This window comes from Flavobacterium sp. WG21 (assembly GCF_000335775.1).
Classification (GTDB): Bacteria; Bacteroidota; Bacteroidia; order Flavobacteriales; family Flavobacteriaceae; genus Flavobacterium; species Flavobacterium tructae.
Window position 1 is genome coordinate 1 of sequence record NZ_AMYW01000043.1, and the last position, 19,359, is coordinate 19,359.

Genomic DNA, 19,359 nt, shown 5'->3' on the forward strand with positions numbered 1-19,359 from the left:
GTTTATTATACTATTTACTATTTTTTCTTGCTTTTATAGTATTTACGGTATTTCGGATACGTTAAAGCTCCAATAATCGAAATGGTTCCTAACGAATACCAAATCCAGCTTAACGAATGTGCTTCTCCTGTGGCATACGAGTGTAAACCTACTAAGTGGAAGTTTACTCCATAATACGTGAACAATATTGACACAAAAGCGAACATGCTCATTAAATTAAAGAACCATTTTCCTCTAAGTGCCGGTACAAAACGAGCGTGAATTACAAAAGCATATACCATAATCGAGATTAAAGCCCATGTTTCTTTCGGGTCCCATCCCCAGTAACGCCCCCAACTTTCGTTGGCCCATTGTCCGCCCAGGAAGTTACCGATCGTTAACATGATTAAACCAATTGTAATGGACATCTCATTGATATAAGTGATCTCTTTGATATTTAAATCCATTTTAGCTTTGTTCTTTTCATTGGTAAAGAAAATCAATACCAAGGCCACAAAACCTAAAATCATTCCTAAGGCAAAAGGACCATAACTTCCTACAATTACTGCTACGTGGATCATCAACCAATACGAGTTCAATACCGGTTGCAAGTTTGCAATTTCGGGATCAATCCAGTTCATATAAGCTGCCATTACGATCATTGCAGTTACAAAAGCAGATGAAGCTACAGTAAGTTTCGATTTTCTGTCAAAAGCTAATCCGAAGAACATTGTTGCCCAAGCTACATATATAATAGACTCGTAAGCATTACTCCACGGAGCGTGACCCGAGATGTACCAACGTGCAATAAGTCCTAAAGTATGCAGTGCAAACAATACTCCTACCAGAATATGAAAACCGTTGATCGTTACGCGAAGCCATTTCTTCTCCAAAAAGATATTTACAATAGTAAACATAAGCATCAAGACTGAAACGGTAAGATACCAGTACGGTAATTTTTTGAAAATATCGTACTTGTTATAGGTTATTTCGGCATCAATTTTCTCCTCGCTTGGTCTTACTTTAGCACCAAATTTCTTTTGGAAACCATTAATACTCTCCACCAACTGATCGGCTGTTGTAAAGTTTTTAGAAATTGAGCCATTGTTTAATGCACTAAAATACATTGGCAGAATTTGCGTCACATAAGTAGAATCCATTCCTTTAAATCCTCCCTGTTGTCTTTCCAGATACGAAACCCATTTGTGATTTGGATCATTCGGAATTGGGAATATTTTCAGAATACTACCACTTAAAGCAGATTCCATCAGATTCACTCTTTTATCGGTATCTATAAAATCTTTCTCAAACTGATTTGGATTTGCTGCTTTATAGGCTGCATCTAAAAATGGTGAAAGTTTATAATTTCCGTTAGCATCAAAAAATTGCACAAACGCAGCACGTTTAGCCTCTTTCTCTACTCCAATAATTTTACGAATACTGTCGTTTCCGGCTCTTAGATGAATCAAAGGAATTTGTATCCAAACCTGAGCATACTGTGTCATAGACAGGAATACCTGGTCAGAGTTCATTCCGTTGTAGGTATCACTCTGACTTACTTTTCTAAGTAATTCAGATGAAAAAGTATTCACCGGTTTCATTCTACCTCCTGCATCCTGAATGATCAAACGTCCAAATTTAGCGGCATGCGCTTCCGGAGCTTTGTAAATGGTCAGTAAAGAATCTAACTGTTTCTGACTTGGCGGTGCAGTAACATGATTGGCATGATCGTTTGGATCTGTATTGTGATCGTGATTGTGGCCCGGTGTGTGCACATGCGGAGCCTGAGCAAAACCACTTAGACCAATCATTAAAACTAAAATGGTAATTAGTTTTTCTTTTTTCTTTTTTACGCCTTCTAATTTACGTTTCAAATCGCCAAAACGAGAATGTTTGGTAAACATAATAGCCATTAAGCCAATGTATAAAAGAAAATATCCTAAATAAGTAATATTAGTTCCCCAGAAATCGTGATTTACAGACAATACTGTTCCTTTTTCGTCCGGATCAAATGAAGATTGAAAAAATCGATATCCTTTGTGATCTAAAACGTGGTTCATATAAATATCAGCATTAAATGTTTCTGTTGAATCCTGAACGGTTACTTTACTTTCAAAAGAAGAGTAGCTTTTTTCTGTTCCCGGATATTTTGTAGCGATAAAATCGTTTAATTTTATTTTGAAAGGCAAAACATACGCTTTACTTCCGTAGAACAAACTGTATTCGATTTTTCCAATTTTAACCGTCTGAGGCTCCCCTACACTTCCTTTAGACCCCAAAAGTCTAACTTGTTTTTCCTGTCCGTCAGCTTTAATTTTTACAATCAAAGCATCATGATGTGATTTTGCTTTGTAATCGTTATTCGACTCATAATCCACCACTCCTTTAACGGCAGGATCAGGAAATACAATTCTGATATCACCAATACTGTACAAAGAACGCATCATTAAAGGTTGTACATTATCTTTGCTTACCTTACCTTTTAACTGATCGGCCATTCGCATGAACTCTCCTTCAAAAGGGGTCTGAATCGTATATTTATCTCCTGTGGTATTGATGTTGATCGCACCGGCAGTTGGTTTGTTCAACGCAAATAATACGTTGTGAATGTTTTGTACTTCACCCTCTTTCAGAAAATGTTCTTCACGTCCGCCAGAACCGGCTTCTACCATTTTTAAGTATAACGTTCCTGTTGGATCCGGTTTTATAGTCTCTTTAGCTCCCATGATGTAATTCACGTATGACACTTCAAAAGGAGTCTCATCGAATTTTCCGGAAAGCGTAAAATCATTATTGGTTACGGGTGAAAACAATAAGCTTTTGTCAAAAACTCTGCGTTTCATTTCTCCCTTATATTCCCCATCTGCAAAAACAGTTAAAAATGTTTTATCAGAGTAAACCTGATTCTCAGCAGCCCCTTCACGGATAGGCATCATTCCTTCATAACTTATATAACGCGTAATAAAAGCTCCTAAAAGAATAAAAATAAAGGCAAGATGAAGTAATAAAGTGGCCCATTTTTCTTTTTTATGCAATTGGTAACGTTTGATGTTTCCAAAGAAATTGATCAAAAAGAAAACCATTATCGCCTCAAACCACCAGGTGTTATAGATTAAAATTCGGGCTGTATCTGTGTTGTACTTACTTTCGATAAAAGTTCCAACACCCATTGCAATTGCGAATGCTAAAAAAAGAACGGCCATTAATCGTGTAGAAAACAAAAAAGAGAATATTTTTTTATCCATTTTTAAGGAATTACATTGTATAAAAGTGGCACAAAAATACTTAAAAATGTTGATTTGCAACGGCTGTAATTTGTTAATAAAAACCAAATATAAATTAGTAAATCAAATCATTCTTTTAAAAACTGTACGCTTAATTTTACAAATTCATAATCTAGTTTACGAATCTGTTTTTTTATGCCACAGATTACGGGATTAAAAAAGGATTTATTCGTTTAGCAAACTTCATTTAGAGCAGTACTTTTTAAATAAATCAACAGAATCATTGCAATCAGTATAATCTGTAGCTAAACTTTATTTTATTTTTTGTTCAATTTTAGAAAGCCGTTCCGCTAGGGTTTTAAAAGATTTATTCTCTTCCTTAAGTACCTCAATCTCCTTTGACTGTTGAATGGAATACAATGTTAACTCTTCAATTTTCTGCAAAAGTTTAGCATTCATCTCCCCTAAACTGATTCCGTTTTCCAAAACTTCTTTCTCGCTAGGAATATTTTCTAAATGTCCTTTTTCTTTGATGTGTTTTTCAACTTCTGCAAGTGTAGGCAAATCATACTCTTTTTTAAAGACAAAATCTGACCAGCCTTCCAAAGTTACTTTTACTTCCTGAGAACGAATAGTACCTTTAACATCTAATTTGTTTTGTGGATTTGTTGTTCCAATACCAACATTACCATTAGGTAAAAAAGTCAAATATGTTTTGTCCCAATCTTTACCTATAAAACTATAAGAAAGAGTTGACACCCCATTAGTTGTTCCTCCAAATGATCCAAAAACGATATAATTATTACTGTCATTTTCATTCACCACAGAAAAACTCCTCGCCCATCCAGCGGTAACATTAGGGAAATTTGCTTTTATTTTTACTCCATAAGCCGGACCATCTGTACCTATTGAAACATTATTAAAATCTGTGTTCTGTGCGCTAATTTTAGCTACTAGAATCAAGCATAAAAAAGCAAAAAGAGATTTTTTCATTATTTAGATTTTTTTCTGAGTTCATTAATTGCTTTTTCAAATTTCAGTTGTTTAACCTTCATTTCGTCATTCTCTTTCTTTATGTCAATCATATAAAGCGTCAACTCTTCTATTTTCTGCAAAAGCTTCGCATTCATTTCCCCAAGATTAATACCGTTTTCCAAAACTTCTTTCTCGCTAGGAATATTTTCTAAATGTCCTTTTTCTTTGATCTGTTTTTCGACTTCGGCTAACGTAGGTAAATCATACTCTTTTTTAAAGACAAAATCTGACCAGCCCAGCATATCAATCTTTACCTCCTGAGAATGGATAGTTCCTTTGACATCTAGTTTGTTTTTTGGATTTATCTCGCCAATACCAACATTTCCACCAACTTTTATAAACAAACTGGAATTATGTTCACTGTCTCCGTAATTTGTTAAATATAAACCACTCGAAGTTTTATCTGTTTGATGAGACATATAACCTATATTTGAAGAATTACCTGCACTCATAGATTCCCCAATAGATATTCCTGTATATTTATAATTTTGATGATTTTTTCCACCAATAAAAGAGGAAACAAATTGGTTCTGCAAGTCATCAACAACCGCTAGTTTTGTGTTTGGACTTGTGATACCAATACCAACATTTCCGTTTATAATCTGATTTCCCACAAAACTATTTCCCCCTCTTGTTGCGAGTTCTACCCAGGAAGGATTTGATGACGATAAACTTCCTAAAACTGCTATTTTTCTAAAAAACAATCTATCATTCGTACTAAATGAGGATGCAATTTGTAACTGATGATTATTATCCGGATTATCATGTCTAAGTACAAACAAATGCTGCCATCCGGTATAACTATTATCTAAAGTCATGCCCACAGGATTTAGACCTGAATAAACACCAGATTTTAAATCTGTGGTAAAATTAGAAATACTTGGTCCAAATCCACTTCCTATTTGTTGTGCAAAGGATACTCCACTTATAAATAATAGTGCAAGTGTTGTAAATGTTTTTTTCATTTCTTTTTATTATCAGTTTTTATTTTTCAAATTTAGTTCTTAAAATGATTTTTTAAGCATTAATTATCAATATTTACCTTACTTATCAGCTTTTTTGAGAGGACAATTGAATTCTGAAATTTTAAACCTCTTTACCTAAAATGATTACTCTTTAAAAAAAATAATACTAATTTTGCGCTATGATTCGAATTACAATAATTGGTTCCGGAAATGTTGCCCAGCATTTGATCAAAGCTTTCTCTAAAAGTGAAGCGGTAGAAATTGTACAGGTATTTTCGAGAAAAAAAGAGGCCCTTGCTTCTTTGGTAAATTTTGAAAAAATCACAGATAGTTTTGACTCTTTGCTAGAAGCTGATCTGTATATTATCGCGGTTTCAGACAATGCAATTTCCGAGGTTTCAAGGCAGTTACCATTTCAAAATCGTCTTGTCGTTCATACTTCAGGAGCCGCTCCTATTGAGACTTTAGACATAAAGAATCGTAGAGGTGTTTTTTATCCGCTTCAAACCTTTTCGAAAAATGCCACCATTGACTTTTCAGCAATTCCGGTTTGTCTGGAGGCTGAAAACACCTTTGATTTCCGTGTTTTGGAAAAAGTAGCCAAAAGCATTTCACAGTCGGTTTACCCAATCAATTCTGATCAAAGAAAGGCACTGCATGTTGCAGCGGTTTTTGTGAATAATTTCACCAATCATCTGTATCAAATCGGACAGGAGATCTGCAAAGAACATCAGGTGCCATTTGACGTTTTGAAACCTTTAATTCAGGAAACTGCTCAAAAAATAAATACACTAGACCCAATTGACGTTCAAACCGGGCCTGCAAAACGCAAAGATTCTACTACAATTGAAGCGCATTTGGAGTATTTAAACCATGAAAATCAAAAGAATATTTATAAAATACTAACACAATCTATACAAAATAATGGCAAAAAATTATAAAGAAATAATGAATGACATCACCACTTTCGTTTTTGATGTTGATGGTGTACTTACCGACAGTTCTGTTTTTGTAACCAATGAAGGAGAAATTCTTCGTACCATGAATATTCGTGATGGTTATGCGATGAAAGCAGCAGTTGAAAGTGGTTACAATGTTTGCATTATTTCCGGCGGAAGCAATGAAGGTGTCCGTGTACGTTTGCGTAATTTAGGAATTAATGACATTCATTTAGGAACTCCCGATAAAGTAGCAACTTTTGCAGAATATACAGAGACTTATAACATTCAACCGGAACAGGTTTTATATATGGGTGATGATATCCCGGATTATCATGTGATGAAATTAGTAGGTTTACCAACTTGTCCTCAAGATGCAAGTCCGGAAATTAAAAACATTTGCCGTTATATCTCGCACGTAAATGGCGGAAAAGGTGCTGCACGTGACGTAATCGAACAAGTAATGAAAGTTCAGGGGAAATGGATGGAACATTTTAACGGAAAACACGATTAATGATTTTAGATTGTAAATTTTAGATTGCACGATCACATCTCACATTTTACAAATAACATAAAACTTAGCCCCTCAGCCCCTCAGAACCTTAGTACCTCAAATAAAAATGAAATTCCTCAAACTCATTCGCTACAAAAACCTGCTCATGCTAGCTTTTATGCAGGTATTATTTCGTTATGCCTTTCTAAAACAGCAAAATATTCCTTTAGCTTTAGCGGACTGGCAATACGGATTATTGGTTTTAAGTACCGTTTTACTGGCGGCAGCGGGTTATGTAATTAATAATATCTATGATGTTGCAACGGATAGTATCAATAAACCTGCTGATGTTGTAATTGGTAAAGGAATTTCTGAAACAACGGCCTATAACATTTATATTGGACTTAATATTACAGGGGTTGCTATTGGATTCCTTTTGTCAAATATCATCCTTAGACCTATGTTTGCCTCGCTTTTTATTTTAATCGCCTCGCTGCTTTACTTTTACGCGACGACATTAAAACAAATTATGATTCTGGGGAATTTTGTTGTGGCTTTATTACTTTCTGTAAGCGTATGGATTATTGGAATTTTCGACCTTTTTCCGGCTACAAATTCTGAAAATCAGGCACAAATGGCTAGTTTTTTCTCCATCTTAACCGATTATGCAATATTTGCTTTTATGATTAATTTTATTCGGGAAATCGTCAAAGATATTGAGGATCATAATGGTGACTACAATCAGGGAATGAACACATTGCCAATCGCTATTGGAATTAGCAGAACCGCAAAAATAGCCTTGGGACTTGCAATAATTCCTTTTATTTCTTGTTTACTTTATATCAAAACCTATTTTGTTGAGAACAATCTTTTTATCGCTACATTTTATGCTTTTGCATTTGTTCTGGCTCCCTTACTGTATTTTATTGTAAAAATATTTGGAGCGAAAAATCAAAAAGAATTCCACCATTTAAGTACCGTTTTGAAACTAATTTTATTCTTCGGAATTTTATCTATTCTCGTTATCACCTTAAATATCAAGTACAATGCTTAAAGAAAAACTAAAAAAATATACGTTAATTCTGGCTTCGGGATCGCCTCGCAGACAGCAGTTTTTTAAAGACCTGGATCTTGACTTCGAAATTAGGTTAAAAGACATTGAAGAAATCTATCCACCGGAATTAAAAGCAGTCGAAATCACAGATTATCTGGCAGCGTTAAAGGCCAGTGCATTTGAAGGTGAACTGAATGAAAATGAAATACTGGTGACCAGTGACACCATAGTTTGGCATGAGAATAAAGCACTAGGCAAGCCAAAAAATGCTGAGGAAGCCTTTACTATGATCAAGTCATTATCCAACACTACTCATGAAGTGATCACCTCAGTTTGTTTTAAAACAAACAATTCTTCTACTCTTTTGAATGATACAACAAAAGTTACCTTTAATGATTTATCAGACGAAGCTATTTTGTATTACATCGAAAATTACAAACCTTATGACAAAGCCGGTGCTTATGGTATTCAGGAATGGTTTGGTTTTATGGCAGTTGCAAAAGTAGAAGGTTCTTACACCAATGTTATGGGGTTGCCAACAGCCAAAGTTTATGAATATTTGAGTACTTTAGTGTAAAAATTTATTTATGTTTTCTTTTAAAGAATATAGCCAGGAGATCTTAACGACCATAATTCTGATTCTCGTTCTGATAGCGTTGCGCATTATTGTTGCGAAACTAATTCGTCGTTATGCCAGCACAAGTCAGTTATTAGAGCATCGTACCAATTTAGTGATCAAGTACATTCACTTGCTCATGAACATACTGGTTATGATTAGCCTGATTATAATTTGGGGCGTTGAAACAAAAGATATTTTTATAACAGTTTCTTCTATTGCTACTGTAATTGGAGTGGCTATGTTTGCCCAATGGTCTATTTTGAGCAATATAACTTCGGGAATGATTTTGTTTTTTTCTTTTCCTTTCCGAATTGGAGATACCATCAAAATTCATGATAAAGACTTTCCAATCGAAGCAGAAATCGAGGATATAAGCGCCTTTCATGTGAACTTAAAAACAAAAGACGGCGAAAAGATTATTTTTCCCAATAATTTACTGCTACAAAAAGGAATTTCTATAATGCCTGTCCAATACGAAGAAAAGGAGTTTTTTGATTAAGATAAGTTCTGGAATCTTATTCGATTTTATTAAACAAAATACCTCGTTCCCTTAAAGCGTTAGGGATGGCAGCGATATCCTTTTGCAATACACAAACCTTTTTTGCATCTCCCAAATTCTTCTGTTGCAAAAGATTTAGCGTACAGCCCGGCCCGTAGGGAAACGCCATAAACAAAATTATCAGTAACGAAATACGAATCTAATTTTATAAAGAGTGATAATAATTGCTTATATTCATGTCGAAATGAACCTTTAAGCTTATAAAAAGTTATATAATGTCTGCAAACAAAAAAATAGTCGTTTTTATTCTATTATGCTTTTGCTTACAAGGCGCTTATGCACAGGTTAATCCACCACAGAAAGACGCAAAAACTAAAAAAGACAGCAGCGAAGTTTATCAGAAAATTAGAAACTATTCGAAAAAGAATAAATTTACTCAAACCCTGCACAAACTATTCTTCAGGGGAGACAATACGCAAAAAAAAGAAATTTTAGTACAAAATGACACCACCGATTTTAGTGGTAAAATCATTCGGAACATCAATATTATAACACTTGATCCGTTTGGGCATTCGGTTACAGACACCACTAAGATGCCCAAAAACTGGGGAGAAAGAACTGGAAACAGATTGCATTTAAAAACAAAAAAAATAGCCATTTATAATCTGCTGCTCTTTAAAAAAAACACACCCTACGACACTTATAAAGTACAGGAATCTGAGCGTTTGATACGATCGCAACGATATGTTACAGCTGTAAGAATAACAAATAAGATAACCGGAGTAGCTTCAGATTCAGTTGACGTAACGATTAGGGTTCTGGACTCTTGGAGTACGATTCCCAGATTTGCGATCTCGGGTAATCAGGTGTCTTTTGGTATTAAAGAAAAAGACTTTTTCGGAACGGGACAGCAATTGGACTACAAACATACCAACCGATTTAAAGATGGCCGTACTGCCAACGAAGTAAGCTACAACATTCCCAATATTAAAAATACTTATATAGGAACCACTTTATACTACAAGATCGATATTGATAACAACTACACGAAAAGTATCAACATTGAGCGACTTTTCTATTCTCCTTTGACCCGATGGGCCGGTGGTTTATATGTGGGGCAGAACTACAAAAAAGACTCTTTGCAGGCACCTGATAAATCGTATGCATTTCAACCCTTTAAAAATAATTTTCATGATTTTTGGGCAGGACATGCCAGTAAAGTAACTCAAGATGAAGACGGTATCACCAATCTGGTGGCAACCGCACGTTTTCTGAACGTTAATTATAGTCAAACTCCTTCTGAACTCTACGACCCCACTCGTTTTTACTCTGATGAAAAACTGATTTTAAGCGGAATTGGTTTGAACCGACGTAAATTTATAAAAGACAATTATATTTTTAGAAATGGCCAGACAGAGGATGTTCCCATTGGGAAAATATACGGAGTTACTCTGGGCTATCAATACAAAAACAAAGAATGGCGTCCTTATGCGGGAGCGCAGTTCTCTTTTGGAAATTACTATCGTTGGGGATTTTTTAGTACTAATCTGGAAGCCGGTACTTTTTTTCATGATTCGAAAACCTATCAAACGGCCTTCTCATTTGAATCTAATTATTTTACGAAACTCTTCACTATCGGAAACTGGAAACTCCGCCAATTTGTAAACCCATTCATCGTTATTGGTGCCAATCGGGAAAATATCATTGGAGATCAGCTTAATATTAATGAGCAAAATGGTTTGGCTGGATTTAATACTGCGATCTATGGAACAAATAAGGTGGTTCTGTCACTTCAAACGCAAACTTATTCCCCTTATGCACTACTAGGATTTCGTATCAATCCATTCTTTAATTACGGACTGGCAGTATTAGGAGCCCCAAATGATGCCGTTGGAAGGAATAAAGCCTACCAGAAAATAACCTTAGGTTTGTCGATAAATAATGACTACTTAGTATTTAGTTCCTTCCAGATTTCACTGTCCTACTACCCTACTATTCCTTTTCAGGGAGATAATGTTTTTAAAACCAACACTTTTCAGACCTCTGATTTTGGCTTACAAAGCTTTGAACTGGCTAAGCCAAGAATTGTAGAGTACAAATAGTAAAAAATCTATTTTCTCTACTTTTTTCAAAAAAAATACATACTACAAAAACAACTAGTATTCAATACTTTAAAATAAAATTCATTTTTAAAAAGTCGTCAAAATGTATCATTTGTCCGATGAACTGCATTGTGCTTTAATTTTTGGCACAGTATATGAATATCACAAAACAGGATCAACCTTAACTTTAAATTAAAAAAAATGAAAACAATAAAATTAGCAATTGCAGGACTTTTTCTCCTGGTTGCAAATGCCACGCAAGCGCAGGTATCTATAAACGTTAACATAGGAACACCTCCGGCTTGGGGACCGGCAGGATACGAAGAAATGGAGTATTATTATCTACCGGACATCGAAGCATACTATGATGTTAGAGCTTCACAGTTTCTCTATTTTGGAGGAGGCAGATGGATTAGAGCAACCTACTTGCCAAGACAATACAGAAACTATGATCTATACGGAGGATATAAAGTAGTTTTGAACGACTATCACGGCAGAACTCCTTATGTTTACTTTGATCGTCACAGAGTAAAGTATTACAAAGGATACCATGGTGCTCCACAAAGATGTTACAAGCCAAGACCTAGATATGGTTATGACGACCGTCATTATGATAAAAAACGTTACGAGAAACGCCATAAACATGATAGAGACGACGACGATGACGATGACGATCATGATGGTCACTATGGTCGCAGAAGAGGCTAGTTTTTGCTAAATCATTAACTTTCAATACAAAAGAGTATCAAAATCATGATACTCTTTTTTTATGCATGCATACTAAATAACTAAAACGTTAATTTAACGAGGAAAACATAAAAATATCAATCAAAACAATTCAAAAAGTTAAATTATACACAAGAATATCAAGACATTACGTTTAAAACTGTAATTTTGCACAAAATTTTAAACCACTAAATATACATTATATGAAAAAGCGTGTTTATTTATTTTCATTATCCGTGTTGTCCCTTTTTACATTTTGTACGAATCATGACGACTCTGCAACGAATGATCAGGCAACAAATAACAACATCGAAATCAATAGCGATGTTACGGCTTTAAATAAGAGACTTGATTACACCAATTCCGGAGTAATTTCAGTTACCGGTTCATCAGCTTCAACAGGTAAGCTTTTAAGTAGTTCTCAATCTTCGGCTACCGATTTTCCATTGGTTCAGATTGCAGAAGTTAATCCACCCAAAGACAATAGCGGGAGAACGTTACAGGCCAGTCATGTAGCTGTTAACGGAAACTATGCTTACGTTGCTTATACCATGAGTGGTGAAGCATATTCAGGAGCTATTGATGTTATTGACGTATCTGATCCTTATAAACCTAAATTGATCACTTCTGCCTTAATAGCCAATACCGATATTACCTCCCTTACCTATTCAAACGGAAGTCTGATTATTGGTGCAGCGGCCGATATCGATAAAAATTCTACGCTAAAAAGCCCGGCAATTGTCATTAACATGCCTTTAAGTTCAGGTATGCTAACGGATAAATACACTACGACTAATGTTGAAGGTTACGTAACAACTGATGTTGCTTCGAATTCCGGCTCTTACTTTGCAGTAACCGGAGATCAGGGAAGTCTGTTTAAAATTAATGCTGCCTCTAAAGCAATTTCAGGAAAAGTTGCCGTAGAAGATTTACGTTCTGTAGCAATAAGCGGAGATAAAGTCGTGACTTTGAGCGGAACAAAAGGAGTAAATATTTACAACGAATCAACACTGGCATTACAAAAAAGCTTTACCACATCAACAGATGTAAAGGCTTCAAAAAGAACTATAGATTTTGATGGTACAAAATTATTAGTATCAGAAGGTTATAAAGGCTTAGGTGTTTACGACATCAATAGCGGTTCAAAATTACAGACTATTCCATTAGCTGTTGCCGGTGAAGAGAATGTTACCAATGCACTTTCTGTTAATGAAGGTTATGCCTTTGTAGCCAATGGTGCTGCAGGTTTAAATGTCTACAAAACGGGGGCTCAACTTGGTTTACTGGGAACTGTTGATATACTAGGTTCGTCAAACTATGTAAAATCAAGTGGTAATTTTATCTATGTAGCCAGTGGAAAAGGCGGTTTGAAAATTATTAAGATGGAAAAACCAAACACCACTTTTGATGGCTGTACAGGATATGGTACTTATAATCAGGGACAAAATCTAATTCTGAACTCAAATGAAGTTAAATCGTATTCCGGTGCTACCTCTATAAGCTCTGCAATTATTAATTCTGGTGCAGTATTAACGCATTGTGGTTCAATTACAGTTCAAAATAATCTAACCTTAAACAGTGGAGGAACTTTCAACATGAAAGGAACATTGTCTCAGGGTAAATACGGTCAGCCTAACCCAACACAACTTATTATTAACAGCAATGCGATATTACAAGTTGAAGGTACTGTAGTAATTTGGGGAGACTTACTATTAAATAGTGGTGCGAAAATTAATTTTATTGGAAACAACTCTTCTATTACCATTTATGGAAAAGTAACCAAAAACAGTAATATTACCATTACAGGAAACTATAAAGACACCGAAAATAAATTGAAATAATTTACTGCAATCCTAAGAAATACCACATGATCTAAAACATTAGATCTATTTTCTATAAAGCTGTCAGATTTGATCTGGCAGCTTTTTTTTTGAATCAATTTTCTTAAAAAAGCAAATCAATAACCAAACATTAACATTTCATTTAAATACTCTTCCATGATTTAATTAGTATTTTTGAAACGCTATCAAAAAACACCTAACCTTATTATGCGAAAAATTCAGATACAAATTCTTCTCTTTTTTTTATCAGGCATTTCCCTTTCTTTTGCACAACAACCACAAAAACCAAGTTCTGTTGAAATTTACAACCAAATTAAAAAATTAAACTTTTTAGGTTCCGTATTATACATCGCGGCGCATCCGGATGACGAAAATACCCGCCTAATTTCTTATATGGCCAATGAAATTAATGCCAGAACAGGTTATTTGTCTTTAACTCGCGGTGATGGTGGACAAAATTTAATTGGTCCGCAATTACGCGAATTGTTAGGCGTTATCAGAACACAAGAACTAATCGAAGCCAGAAAAATTGATGGTGGTGAACAGTTTTTCTCCCGTGCAAATGATTTTGGCTATTCTAAAACCCCTGATGAAACGTTAGAAATCTGGAATAAAGATAAGGTACTGGCCGATATGATTTGGACGATCAGAAAATTTCAGCCGGATGTAATCATCAACCGATTCGATCACCGCTCACCGGGTACTACACACGGGCATCATACATCATCAGCGATGCTAAGTGTGGAAAGTTTTAAACTCACCAATGATCCGAAAATATACCCGGAACAACTAAAATATGTAAAACCCTGGCAGGTTAAACGTCAGTTTTTCAATACATCCTGGTGGTTCTACGGAAGTCAGGAAAAATTTAAAGCGGCAAATAAATCCAACTTTATTCAATTGGAAACCGGAGTTTACTATCCGGGAATTGGAAAATCAAATCAGGAAATTGCTGCTTTAAGCCGTAGCCGTCATCAATCACAAGGTTTTGGAAGTACCGGATCACGTGGTGACGAAACCGAATTTTTAGAACTCATCAACGGTGATCGTCCGATAGACAAAAATAATTTATTTGAAGGAATTGATACTTCATGGAACCGCGTTAAAAACGGAAAACCAGTTGGAGATTTAATCTCTTCCATCATCGCCAAATATGATTTCAGCAGTCCGTCAGCCAGCATTCCGGATCTGGTTAAAGCCTATACTATGATCGAGGCATTAGAAGACGATCACTGGAAGTCTGTAAAATCAATCGCCATCAAAAATATCATCGCTTCCTGTACCGGATTGTATCTGGAAGCTGCAGCAATTGAGCAGGAAGCCACTCCGGGAAGCACTATCAAAGTTACTTTGGAAGCCATTAACAGATCTTCAATCGAAATGCAATTAAACAGTGTGACTTCACTACCGGATCAGAAAAATACTCCACAAAATATACTGCTGAAAAACAATAACGATCAAAAAATAAGCTACCAAATTCAGCTTCCCAATACATTAGAATACACGCAGCCTTATTGGTTAAAAGAAAAAGCAACTGAAGGAATGTATACGGTTTCTAATCAGGAAAACATTGGCATTCCCGATATTATCAGACAAGTCAAAGTTGTTTTTAATATCAGAATAAATGGTGTAGAAATTCCGTTCGAGCGCACTGTCATTTACAAATACAATGACGGCGTAAAGGGCGAAATGTACAATTTCCTTGACATCGTTCCTGAAGTTACGACCTCAGTTCTTGAAAAGGTTTTAATTTTTGGAAGTACGAAAAGCAAGTTGGTTCCAGTAAAAGTACGCGCAGGGAAAGACGATATCAAAGGAAATCTGCAATTGGAATTACCGAAAAGCTGGAGCATTTCTCCTAAAGAAATCCCTTTTACTTTAGAGAAAAAAGGAAACGAACAGATCTTTTACTTTGAAGTTACACCACCCGTAAATCCGGAAGAAGCTGTTGCAAAAAGTATTGCTGTTGTCGATGGCAAACGTTTTGACAAAGATCAGACCATTATCGATTACAGTCATATTACCAAACAAATGGTTTTAAAGCCGGCTGAGTCAAAATGCATCCGAATTGAGTTAAAAACAAATGGTGATTCGATAGCCTATATTATGGGTGCCGGTGATGAAGTTCCGGAAAGTTTAGCCCAAATGGGATACAAAGTCAGTATTATTAAACCGGAAGAAATCACACCCGAAAAACTGGATTCCTTCAATGTTGTAATGACCGGAGTACGCGCCTATAATACTATAAATGCTTTGGCACACAAACAAAATATCCTTTTCAACTTTGTCAAAAGCGGTAAAAACATGATCGTACAATACAATACGTACGGACAAACGGTAACCGATCAAATTGCTCCTTACCCGTTAAAAATATCAAACGATCGTGTGACTGAAGAAAATGCTAAAATCACTTTTCTGGCTCCAAATCACCCTATTTTAAACACACCAAACAAAATCAGTGCTAAAGATTTTGAAGGCTGGAAACAAGAACAGGGTTTGTATTATCCTGATCAGTACGATCCTGCCTTTACTCCTATTCTTTCTTCACATGACAAAGGAGAATCGGCTAAAAATGGTGCTCTGTTGGTAGCGCCCTACGGAAAAGGATACTATATTTACACCGGTTTAAGCTTCTTTAGAGAGCTGCCCGAAGGTGTTGCCGGAGCTTATCGATTGTTGTCGAATATGATTTCATTAAAACAGCCTATAGAGGCTCCCAAACAGGAATTAAAAAAGTAAACTATTCCCAATATGGAAACTAAAAAAATAAAAAAATGGAAGAAAAGCTACACTTATGTTTTGGTAGCCAACGCCATTTACATTCTGATTTTTTTCTTAATCATGAAATTATACTCATAACCTATGCAGCTATTTGATTGGATCGTACTGATCGTTACTCTTTTATTCATCGTTGGGTACGGCTCTTGGAAAACCAAAGGAAGTAAAAACGTCGAAGATTTTATTCTTGGAAACAACGAAACTCCCTGGTATACCGTCGGACTATCAGTTATGGCCACACAAGCCAGTGCTATTACTTTTCTTTCGACTCCAGGACAGGCTTACCATGACGGAATGGGTTTCATACAATTCTATTTTGGACTGCCAATTGCCATGATTGTGATTTGTGTGACTTTTATTCCTCTTTATCATAAAAATAAAGTATTTACCGCTTATGAGTTTCTGGAAAAGAGATTCGATTTAAAAACCCGTTCCCTGGCCGCCATTTTATTTTTAGTTCAAAGAGGGTTAGGAACCGGTTTAACCATTTATGCTCCGGCGATTATTCTCTCGGCTCTTTTGGGATGGAATTTAACTCTAATGAACATTATAATCGGGGTTCTGGTTATCATTTATACCTTCTCCGGTGGAACAAAGGCGGTAAACGTAACTCAGAAACAGCAAATGTTTGTGATCATGTCGGGGATGTTTATTACTTTTTTCCTGATTCTGCACTATCTGCCAAACGATATGACTTTTACCAGTGCATTGCACATTGCCGGGGCCAACGATAAAATGAATATTGTCGATTTCTCTTTTGATCCGGAAGAAAAATATACCTTCTGGAGTGGAATTACCGGTGGTTTTTTCCTCGCCCTTGCCTATTTCGGAACCGATCAATCGCAGGTTGGTCGTTATTTATCCGGAAAATCTGTTCGTGAAAGTCAAATGGGACTAATTATGAACGGAATTTTAAAGGTTCCAATGCAATTTTTTATTCTGCTGACAGGAGTTATGGTTTTTGTCTTTTTTCAGTTCAATCCCGTTCCGTTAAATTTCAATCCCAACAATAAAATTGTCATTGAAAAATCACCATACAAAGAGGAATATCATGCTTTAGAAAAAAAACTAAGCACTTTATCTGAAGACAAAAAAGTAATCAATTTATTATACATCGACCAGCTGAATCAGGATTTCGACAATCCGATTTTACGAAAAGAACTGGTTACATTGTCCAATAAAGAAAAAGACCTTCGTGATCGTGCCAAAGAAATAATTTCCAAGGCTGACAGCAACAGTGAAACTAATGATAAAGATTATGTCTTCTTTCATTTTATTCTCAATTACCTGCCAAAAGGATTAATTGGTCTTCTTTTAGCCGTAATTCTTTCAGCCGCAATGTCTTCAACGGCTTCAGGGTTAAATGCTTTAGCGTCGACGACTGCAATTGATATTTACAAACGAAATCTGAAAACTGAAAAATCAGATAAACATTATCTGTATGCGACCAAGTTTTTTACCTTATTCTGGGGAATTGTAGCGATACTTTTTGCCTGCGTGGGAACTTTGTTCGAAAACTTAATTCAATTGGTAAACATTATTGGATCCATTTTCTACGGAACTGTTCTAGGCATCTTTTTAGTGGGTTTCTATCTCCGACGCGTAAAAGCCAAAGCCATGTTTTATAGCGCTATAATCAGTCAGCTTACCATATTTATCATCTATTATTTTATGATTGCGATTTACCCGAGCGGTCAGGAAAAACTGGGGTATTTATGGCTAAACTTTATTGGAGCTATTCTAACTATTGTTCTCGCGCTGTTCATGCAGCTGGCCTTTTTTAGAAATGAACCGGACGCTGAGGAAATTATTATAGAGTGATTCTAAAACCTTAATTTAGCATACAGCCTTTTCAGGTTCAAGAATTTAAATCCGGACAATTAAAAAATCTTCTAAAATCAAATTTAGAAGATTTTTTTTTGAATAAGCTGTAGCGGATAATCTGGTAATTCAAATCCATCTCACTTCTAACCTTTTACTTCGACTAATTCTTCAACAAAATTTTTATCTTTGAGAAAACAACCGTCTAAATTCCAACTCTATGAAAGATTTGAAAAAATACAGCAATAAGACTAAAGCTGCTTTTATTTTATTGATTGTGATGCTTCTAATTCTTCTGGGGAATTTCAATACGCTTCAAAATTCAAAAAATGTAAATGAAAATATTAACGCAATTTACAAAGACCGCCTAGTGGTAGCGCATTACATTTTTCAATACTCCAAAGAACTCCATTTTATAAAATCGGAAGCCGAAAAACTGGACTTAAGCGATACTATCAAAAAAGATGAAATCATTCAGACATTAAATGTTATCCACACCATTGACGATTTATATGCTAAAACTGTCCTGACCGATACGGAAAAACAGTATTTCGATGCTTTTTTAAGTTCCTGTAAAGAAATAAACAATCAGGTAGCTGCCAAAAACTGGAATAAAATTGCCGTTTCAAGCAATGAAGCTCTAAAAACCTTAGAAGCTTTATCGCAAATTCAGATTCAGGAAGGAAAAGCAAAACTAGCGAATGCCAATGCAATGTACAGTAAAAACAATAGTCTTGGACAATTGCAAATTGCACTACTCATTATTTTAGGAGGAATCACATTTTACCTCTTGATTGTCAAGAAAATTAAAAAAAGTATCAAAATTCCTGAGTCGCCAAGCTTGAACTAATTTTAGAATCTGTTCTCATTAAGAATGTTACGAATTTAATACGCGGATTTTACGGATTCGTTTCACGAAAACACGGATTAACACGAATTTATTTTTTAGCATTTTAACCAATATTGTGTTATTGGCGCAAGGAACTGTATTAACCTTTAATTATGTCGCTCCTTCAGAGCTTTTTATTGTATTGGATAATTTTGTTATGTCTATACCTATTTCGCTCCTTCGGAACTTGACTCAAAATTTTCCTTCATGGGAATGACACCTGAAAAAAATCCGTTCAAATCCGCGTTTTCGTGAAACGAATCCGCTAAATCCGCGTCTAAAACCAAGGTATATAACTCCATTTCAATATCAATATCAATATCAATATCAATATCAATATCAATATCAATGTCAATGTCAATGTCAATGTCAGTATCAATATCGATATCAAAAATA

Annotated in this window: 14 protein-coding genes; 11 read left to right on the forward strand and 3 right to left on the reverse strand. The window is 35.4% G+C overall.

The window, feature by feature from the left end; all coding sequences use genetic code 11:
* Positions 1 to 17 precede the first annotated feature (17 nt).
* From ccsA to C245_RS24430, 3 genes are all read right to left on the reverse strand, one after another.
* Positions 18 to 3,224: a cytochrome c biogenesis protein CcsA gene (gene ccsA / locus C245_RS0120920; protein WP_017498573.1), complete on the reverse strand. Its 3,207-nt coding sequence runs from the start codon at positions 3,222 to 3,224 to the stop codon at positions 18 to 20.
* 291 nt (positions 3,225 to 3,515) lie between these two features.
* Entirely contained in the window at positions 3,516 to 4,196 is a 681-nt protein-coding gene (locus tag C245_RS23815; protein WP_017498574.1) for a hypothetical protein, read from the reverse strand.
* Complete coding sequence (locus C245_RS24430; protein WP_017498575.1) at positions 4,196 to 5,203, reverse strand: hypothetical protein; 1,008 nt, start codon at positions 5,201 to 5,203, stop codon at positions 4,196 to 4,198. The genes C245_RS23815 and C245_RS24430 overlap by 1 nt, the downstream gene beginning before the upstream one ends.
* 179 nt (positions 5,204 to 5,382) lie before the next feature.
* Between C245_RS24430 and C245_RS0120935 the strand changes: the two genes are divergently transcribed.
* The 11 genes from C245_RS0120935 (at position 5,383) to C245_RS0120990 (ending at position 18,924) form a co-directional block, all read left to right on the forward strand.
* Positions 5,383 to 6,144, forward strand: coding sequence for a Rossmann-like and DUF2520 domain-containing protein (locus tag C245_RS0120935; protein ID WP_017498576.1), 762 nt, complete (start codon positions 5,383 to 5,385; stop codon positions 6,142 to 6,144).
* Entirely contained in the window at positions 6,128 to 6,655 is a 528-nt protein-coding gene (locus C245_RS0120940) for an HAD family hydrolase (RefSeq protein ID WP_017498577.1), read from the forward strand. The genes C245_RS0120935 and C245_RS0120940 overlap by 17 nt, the downstream gene beginning before the upstream one ends.
* 106 nt (positions 6,656 to 6,761) lie before the next feature.
* On the forward strand, positions 6,762 to 7,688 hold the full coding sequence (locus tag C245_RS0120945; protein ID WP_081603552.1) for a geranylgeranylglycerol-phosphate geranylgeranyltransferase: 927 nt from the start codon (positions 6,762 to 6,764) through the stop codon (positions 7,686 to 7,688).
* Positions 7,681 to 8,265 (forward strand): Maf-like protein, encoded by a 585-nt coding sequence (locus C245_RS0120950; protein ID WP_017498579.1) that lies wholly within the window; start codon positions 7,681 to 7,683, stop codon positions 8,263 to 8,265. The genes C245_RS0120945 and C245_RS0120950 overlap by 8 nt, the downstream gene beginning before the upstream one ends.
* A gap of 10 nt (positions 8,266 to 8,275) precedes the next feature.
* Positions 8,276 to 8,806: a mechanosensitive ion channel domain-containing protein gene (locus C245_RS0120955; protein ID WP_017498580.1), complete on the forward strand. Its 531-nt coding sequence runs from the start codon at positions 8,276 to 8,278 to the stop codon at positions 8,804 to 8,806.
* Positions 8,807 to 9,081: 275 nt separating this feature from the next.
* Positions 9,082 to 10,908, forward strand: coding sequence for a hypothetical protein (locus C245_RS0120965; protein ID WP_017498582.1), 1,827 nt, complete (start codon positions 9,082 to 9,084; stop codon positions 10,906 to 10,908).
* Positions 10,909 to 11,109: 201 nt separating this feature from the next.
* Entirely contained in the window at positions 11,110 to 11,616 is a 507-nt protein-coding gene (locus C245_RS0120970) for a hypothetical protein (protein WP_017498583.1), read from the forward strand.
* A 221-nt stretch (positions 11,617 to 11,837) separates the two neighbouring features.
* Positions 11,838 to 13,475, forward strand: a complete 1,638-nt coding sequence (locus C245_RS0120975; protein ID WP_017498584.1) for a hypothetical protein — start codon at positions 11,838 to 11,840, stop codon at positions 13,473 to 13,475.
* 207 nt (positions 13,476 to 13,682) lie between these two features.
* Positions 13,683 to 16,214, forward strand: a complete 2,532-nt coding sequence (locus C245_RS0120980; protein WP_017498585.1) for a PIG-L family deacetylase — start codon at positions 13,683 to 13,685, stop codon at positions 16,212 to 16,214.
* A gap of 123 nt (positions 16,215 to 16,337) precedes the next feature.
* The gene (locus C245_RS0120985) at positions 16,338 to 18,074 is read left to right on the forward strand and encodes a sodium:solute symporter (RefSeq protein ID WP_017498586.1); all 1,737 of its coding nucleotides are present in this window, start codon (positions 16,338 to 16,340) and stop codon (positions 18,072 to 18,074) included.
* A gap of 220 nt (positions 18,075 to 18,294) precedes the next feature.
* On the forward strand, positions 18,295 to 18,924 hold the full coding sequence (locus C245_RS0120990) for an MCP four helix bundle domain-containing protein (protein ID WP_017498587.1): 630 nt from the start codon (positions 18,295 to 18,297) through the stop codon (positions 18,922 to 18,924).
* The last annotated feature ends 435 nt before the right edge of the window (positions 18,925 to 19,359 follow it).

Excerpts from the sequence above, each read along its gene's own strand:
- ccsA (WP_017498573.1), bottom strand. The coding sequence starts at position 3,224 with ATGGATAAAAAAATATTCTCTTTTTTGTTTTCTACACGATTAATGGCC.
- C245_RS23815 (WP_017498574.1), bottom strand. The coding sequence starts at position 4,196 with ATGAAAAAATCTCTTTTTGCTTTTTTATGCTTGATTCTAGTAGCTAAA.
- C245_RS24430 (WP_017498575.1), bottom strand. The coding sequence starts at position 5,203 with ATGAAAAAAACATTTACAACACTTGCACTATTATTTATAAGTGGAGTA.
- C245_RS0120935 (WP_017498576.1), top strand. The coding sequence starts at position 5,383 with ATGATTCGAATTACAATAATTGGTTCCGGAAATGTTGCCCAGCATTTG.
- C245_RS0120940 (WP_017498577.1), top strand. The coding sequence starts at position 6,128 with ATGGCAAAAAATTATAAAGAAATAATGAATGACATCACCACTTTCGTT.
- C245_RS0120945 (WP_081603552.1), top strand. The coding sequence starts at position 6,762 with ATGAAATTCCTCAAACTCATTCGCTACAAAAACCTGCTCATGCTAGCT.
- C245_RS0120950 (WP_017498579.1), top strand. The coding sequence starts at position 7,681 with ATGCTTAAAGAAAAACTAAAAAAATATACGTTAATTCTGGCTTCGGGA.
- C245_RS0120955 (WP_017498580.1), top strand. The coding sequence starts at position 8,276 with ATGTTTTCTTTTAAAGAATATAGCCAGGAGATCTTAACGACCATAATT.
- C245_RS0120965 (WP_017498582.1), top strand. The coding sequence starts at position 9,082 with ATGTCTGCAAACAAAAAAATAGTCGTTTTTATTCTATTATGCTTTTGC.
- C245_RS0120970 (WP_017498583.1), top strand. The coding sequence starts at position 11,110 with ATGAAAACAATAAAATTAGCAATTGCAGGACTTTTTCTCCTGGTTGCA.
- C245_RS0120975 (WP_017498584.1), top strand. The coding sequence starts at position 11,838 with ATGAAAAAGCGTGTTTATTTATTTTCATTATCCGTGTTGTCCCTTTTT.
- C245_RS0120980 (WP_017498585.1), top strand. The coding sequence starts at position 13,683 with ATGCGAAAAATTCAGATACAAATTCTTCTCTTTTTTTTATCAGGCATT.
- C245_RS0120985 (WP_017498586.1), top strand. The coding sequence starts at position 16,338 with ATGCAGCTATTTGATTGGATCGTACTGATCGTTACTCTTTTATTCATC.
- C245_RS0120990 (WP_017498587.1), top strand. The coding sequence starts at position 18,295 with ATGAAAGATTTGAAAAAATACAGCAATAAGACTAAAGCTGCTTTTATT.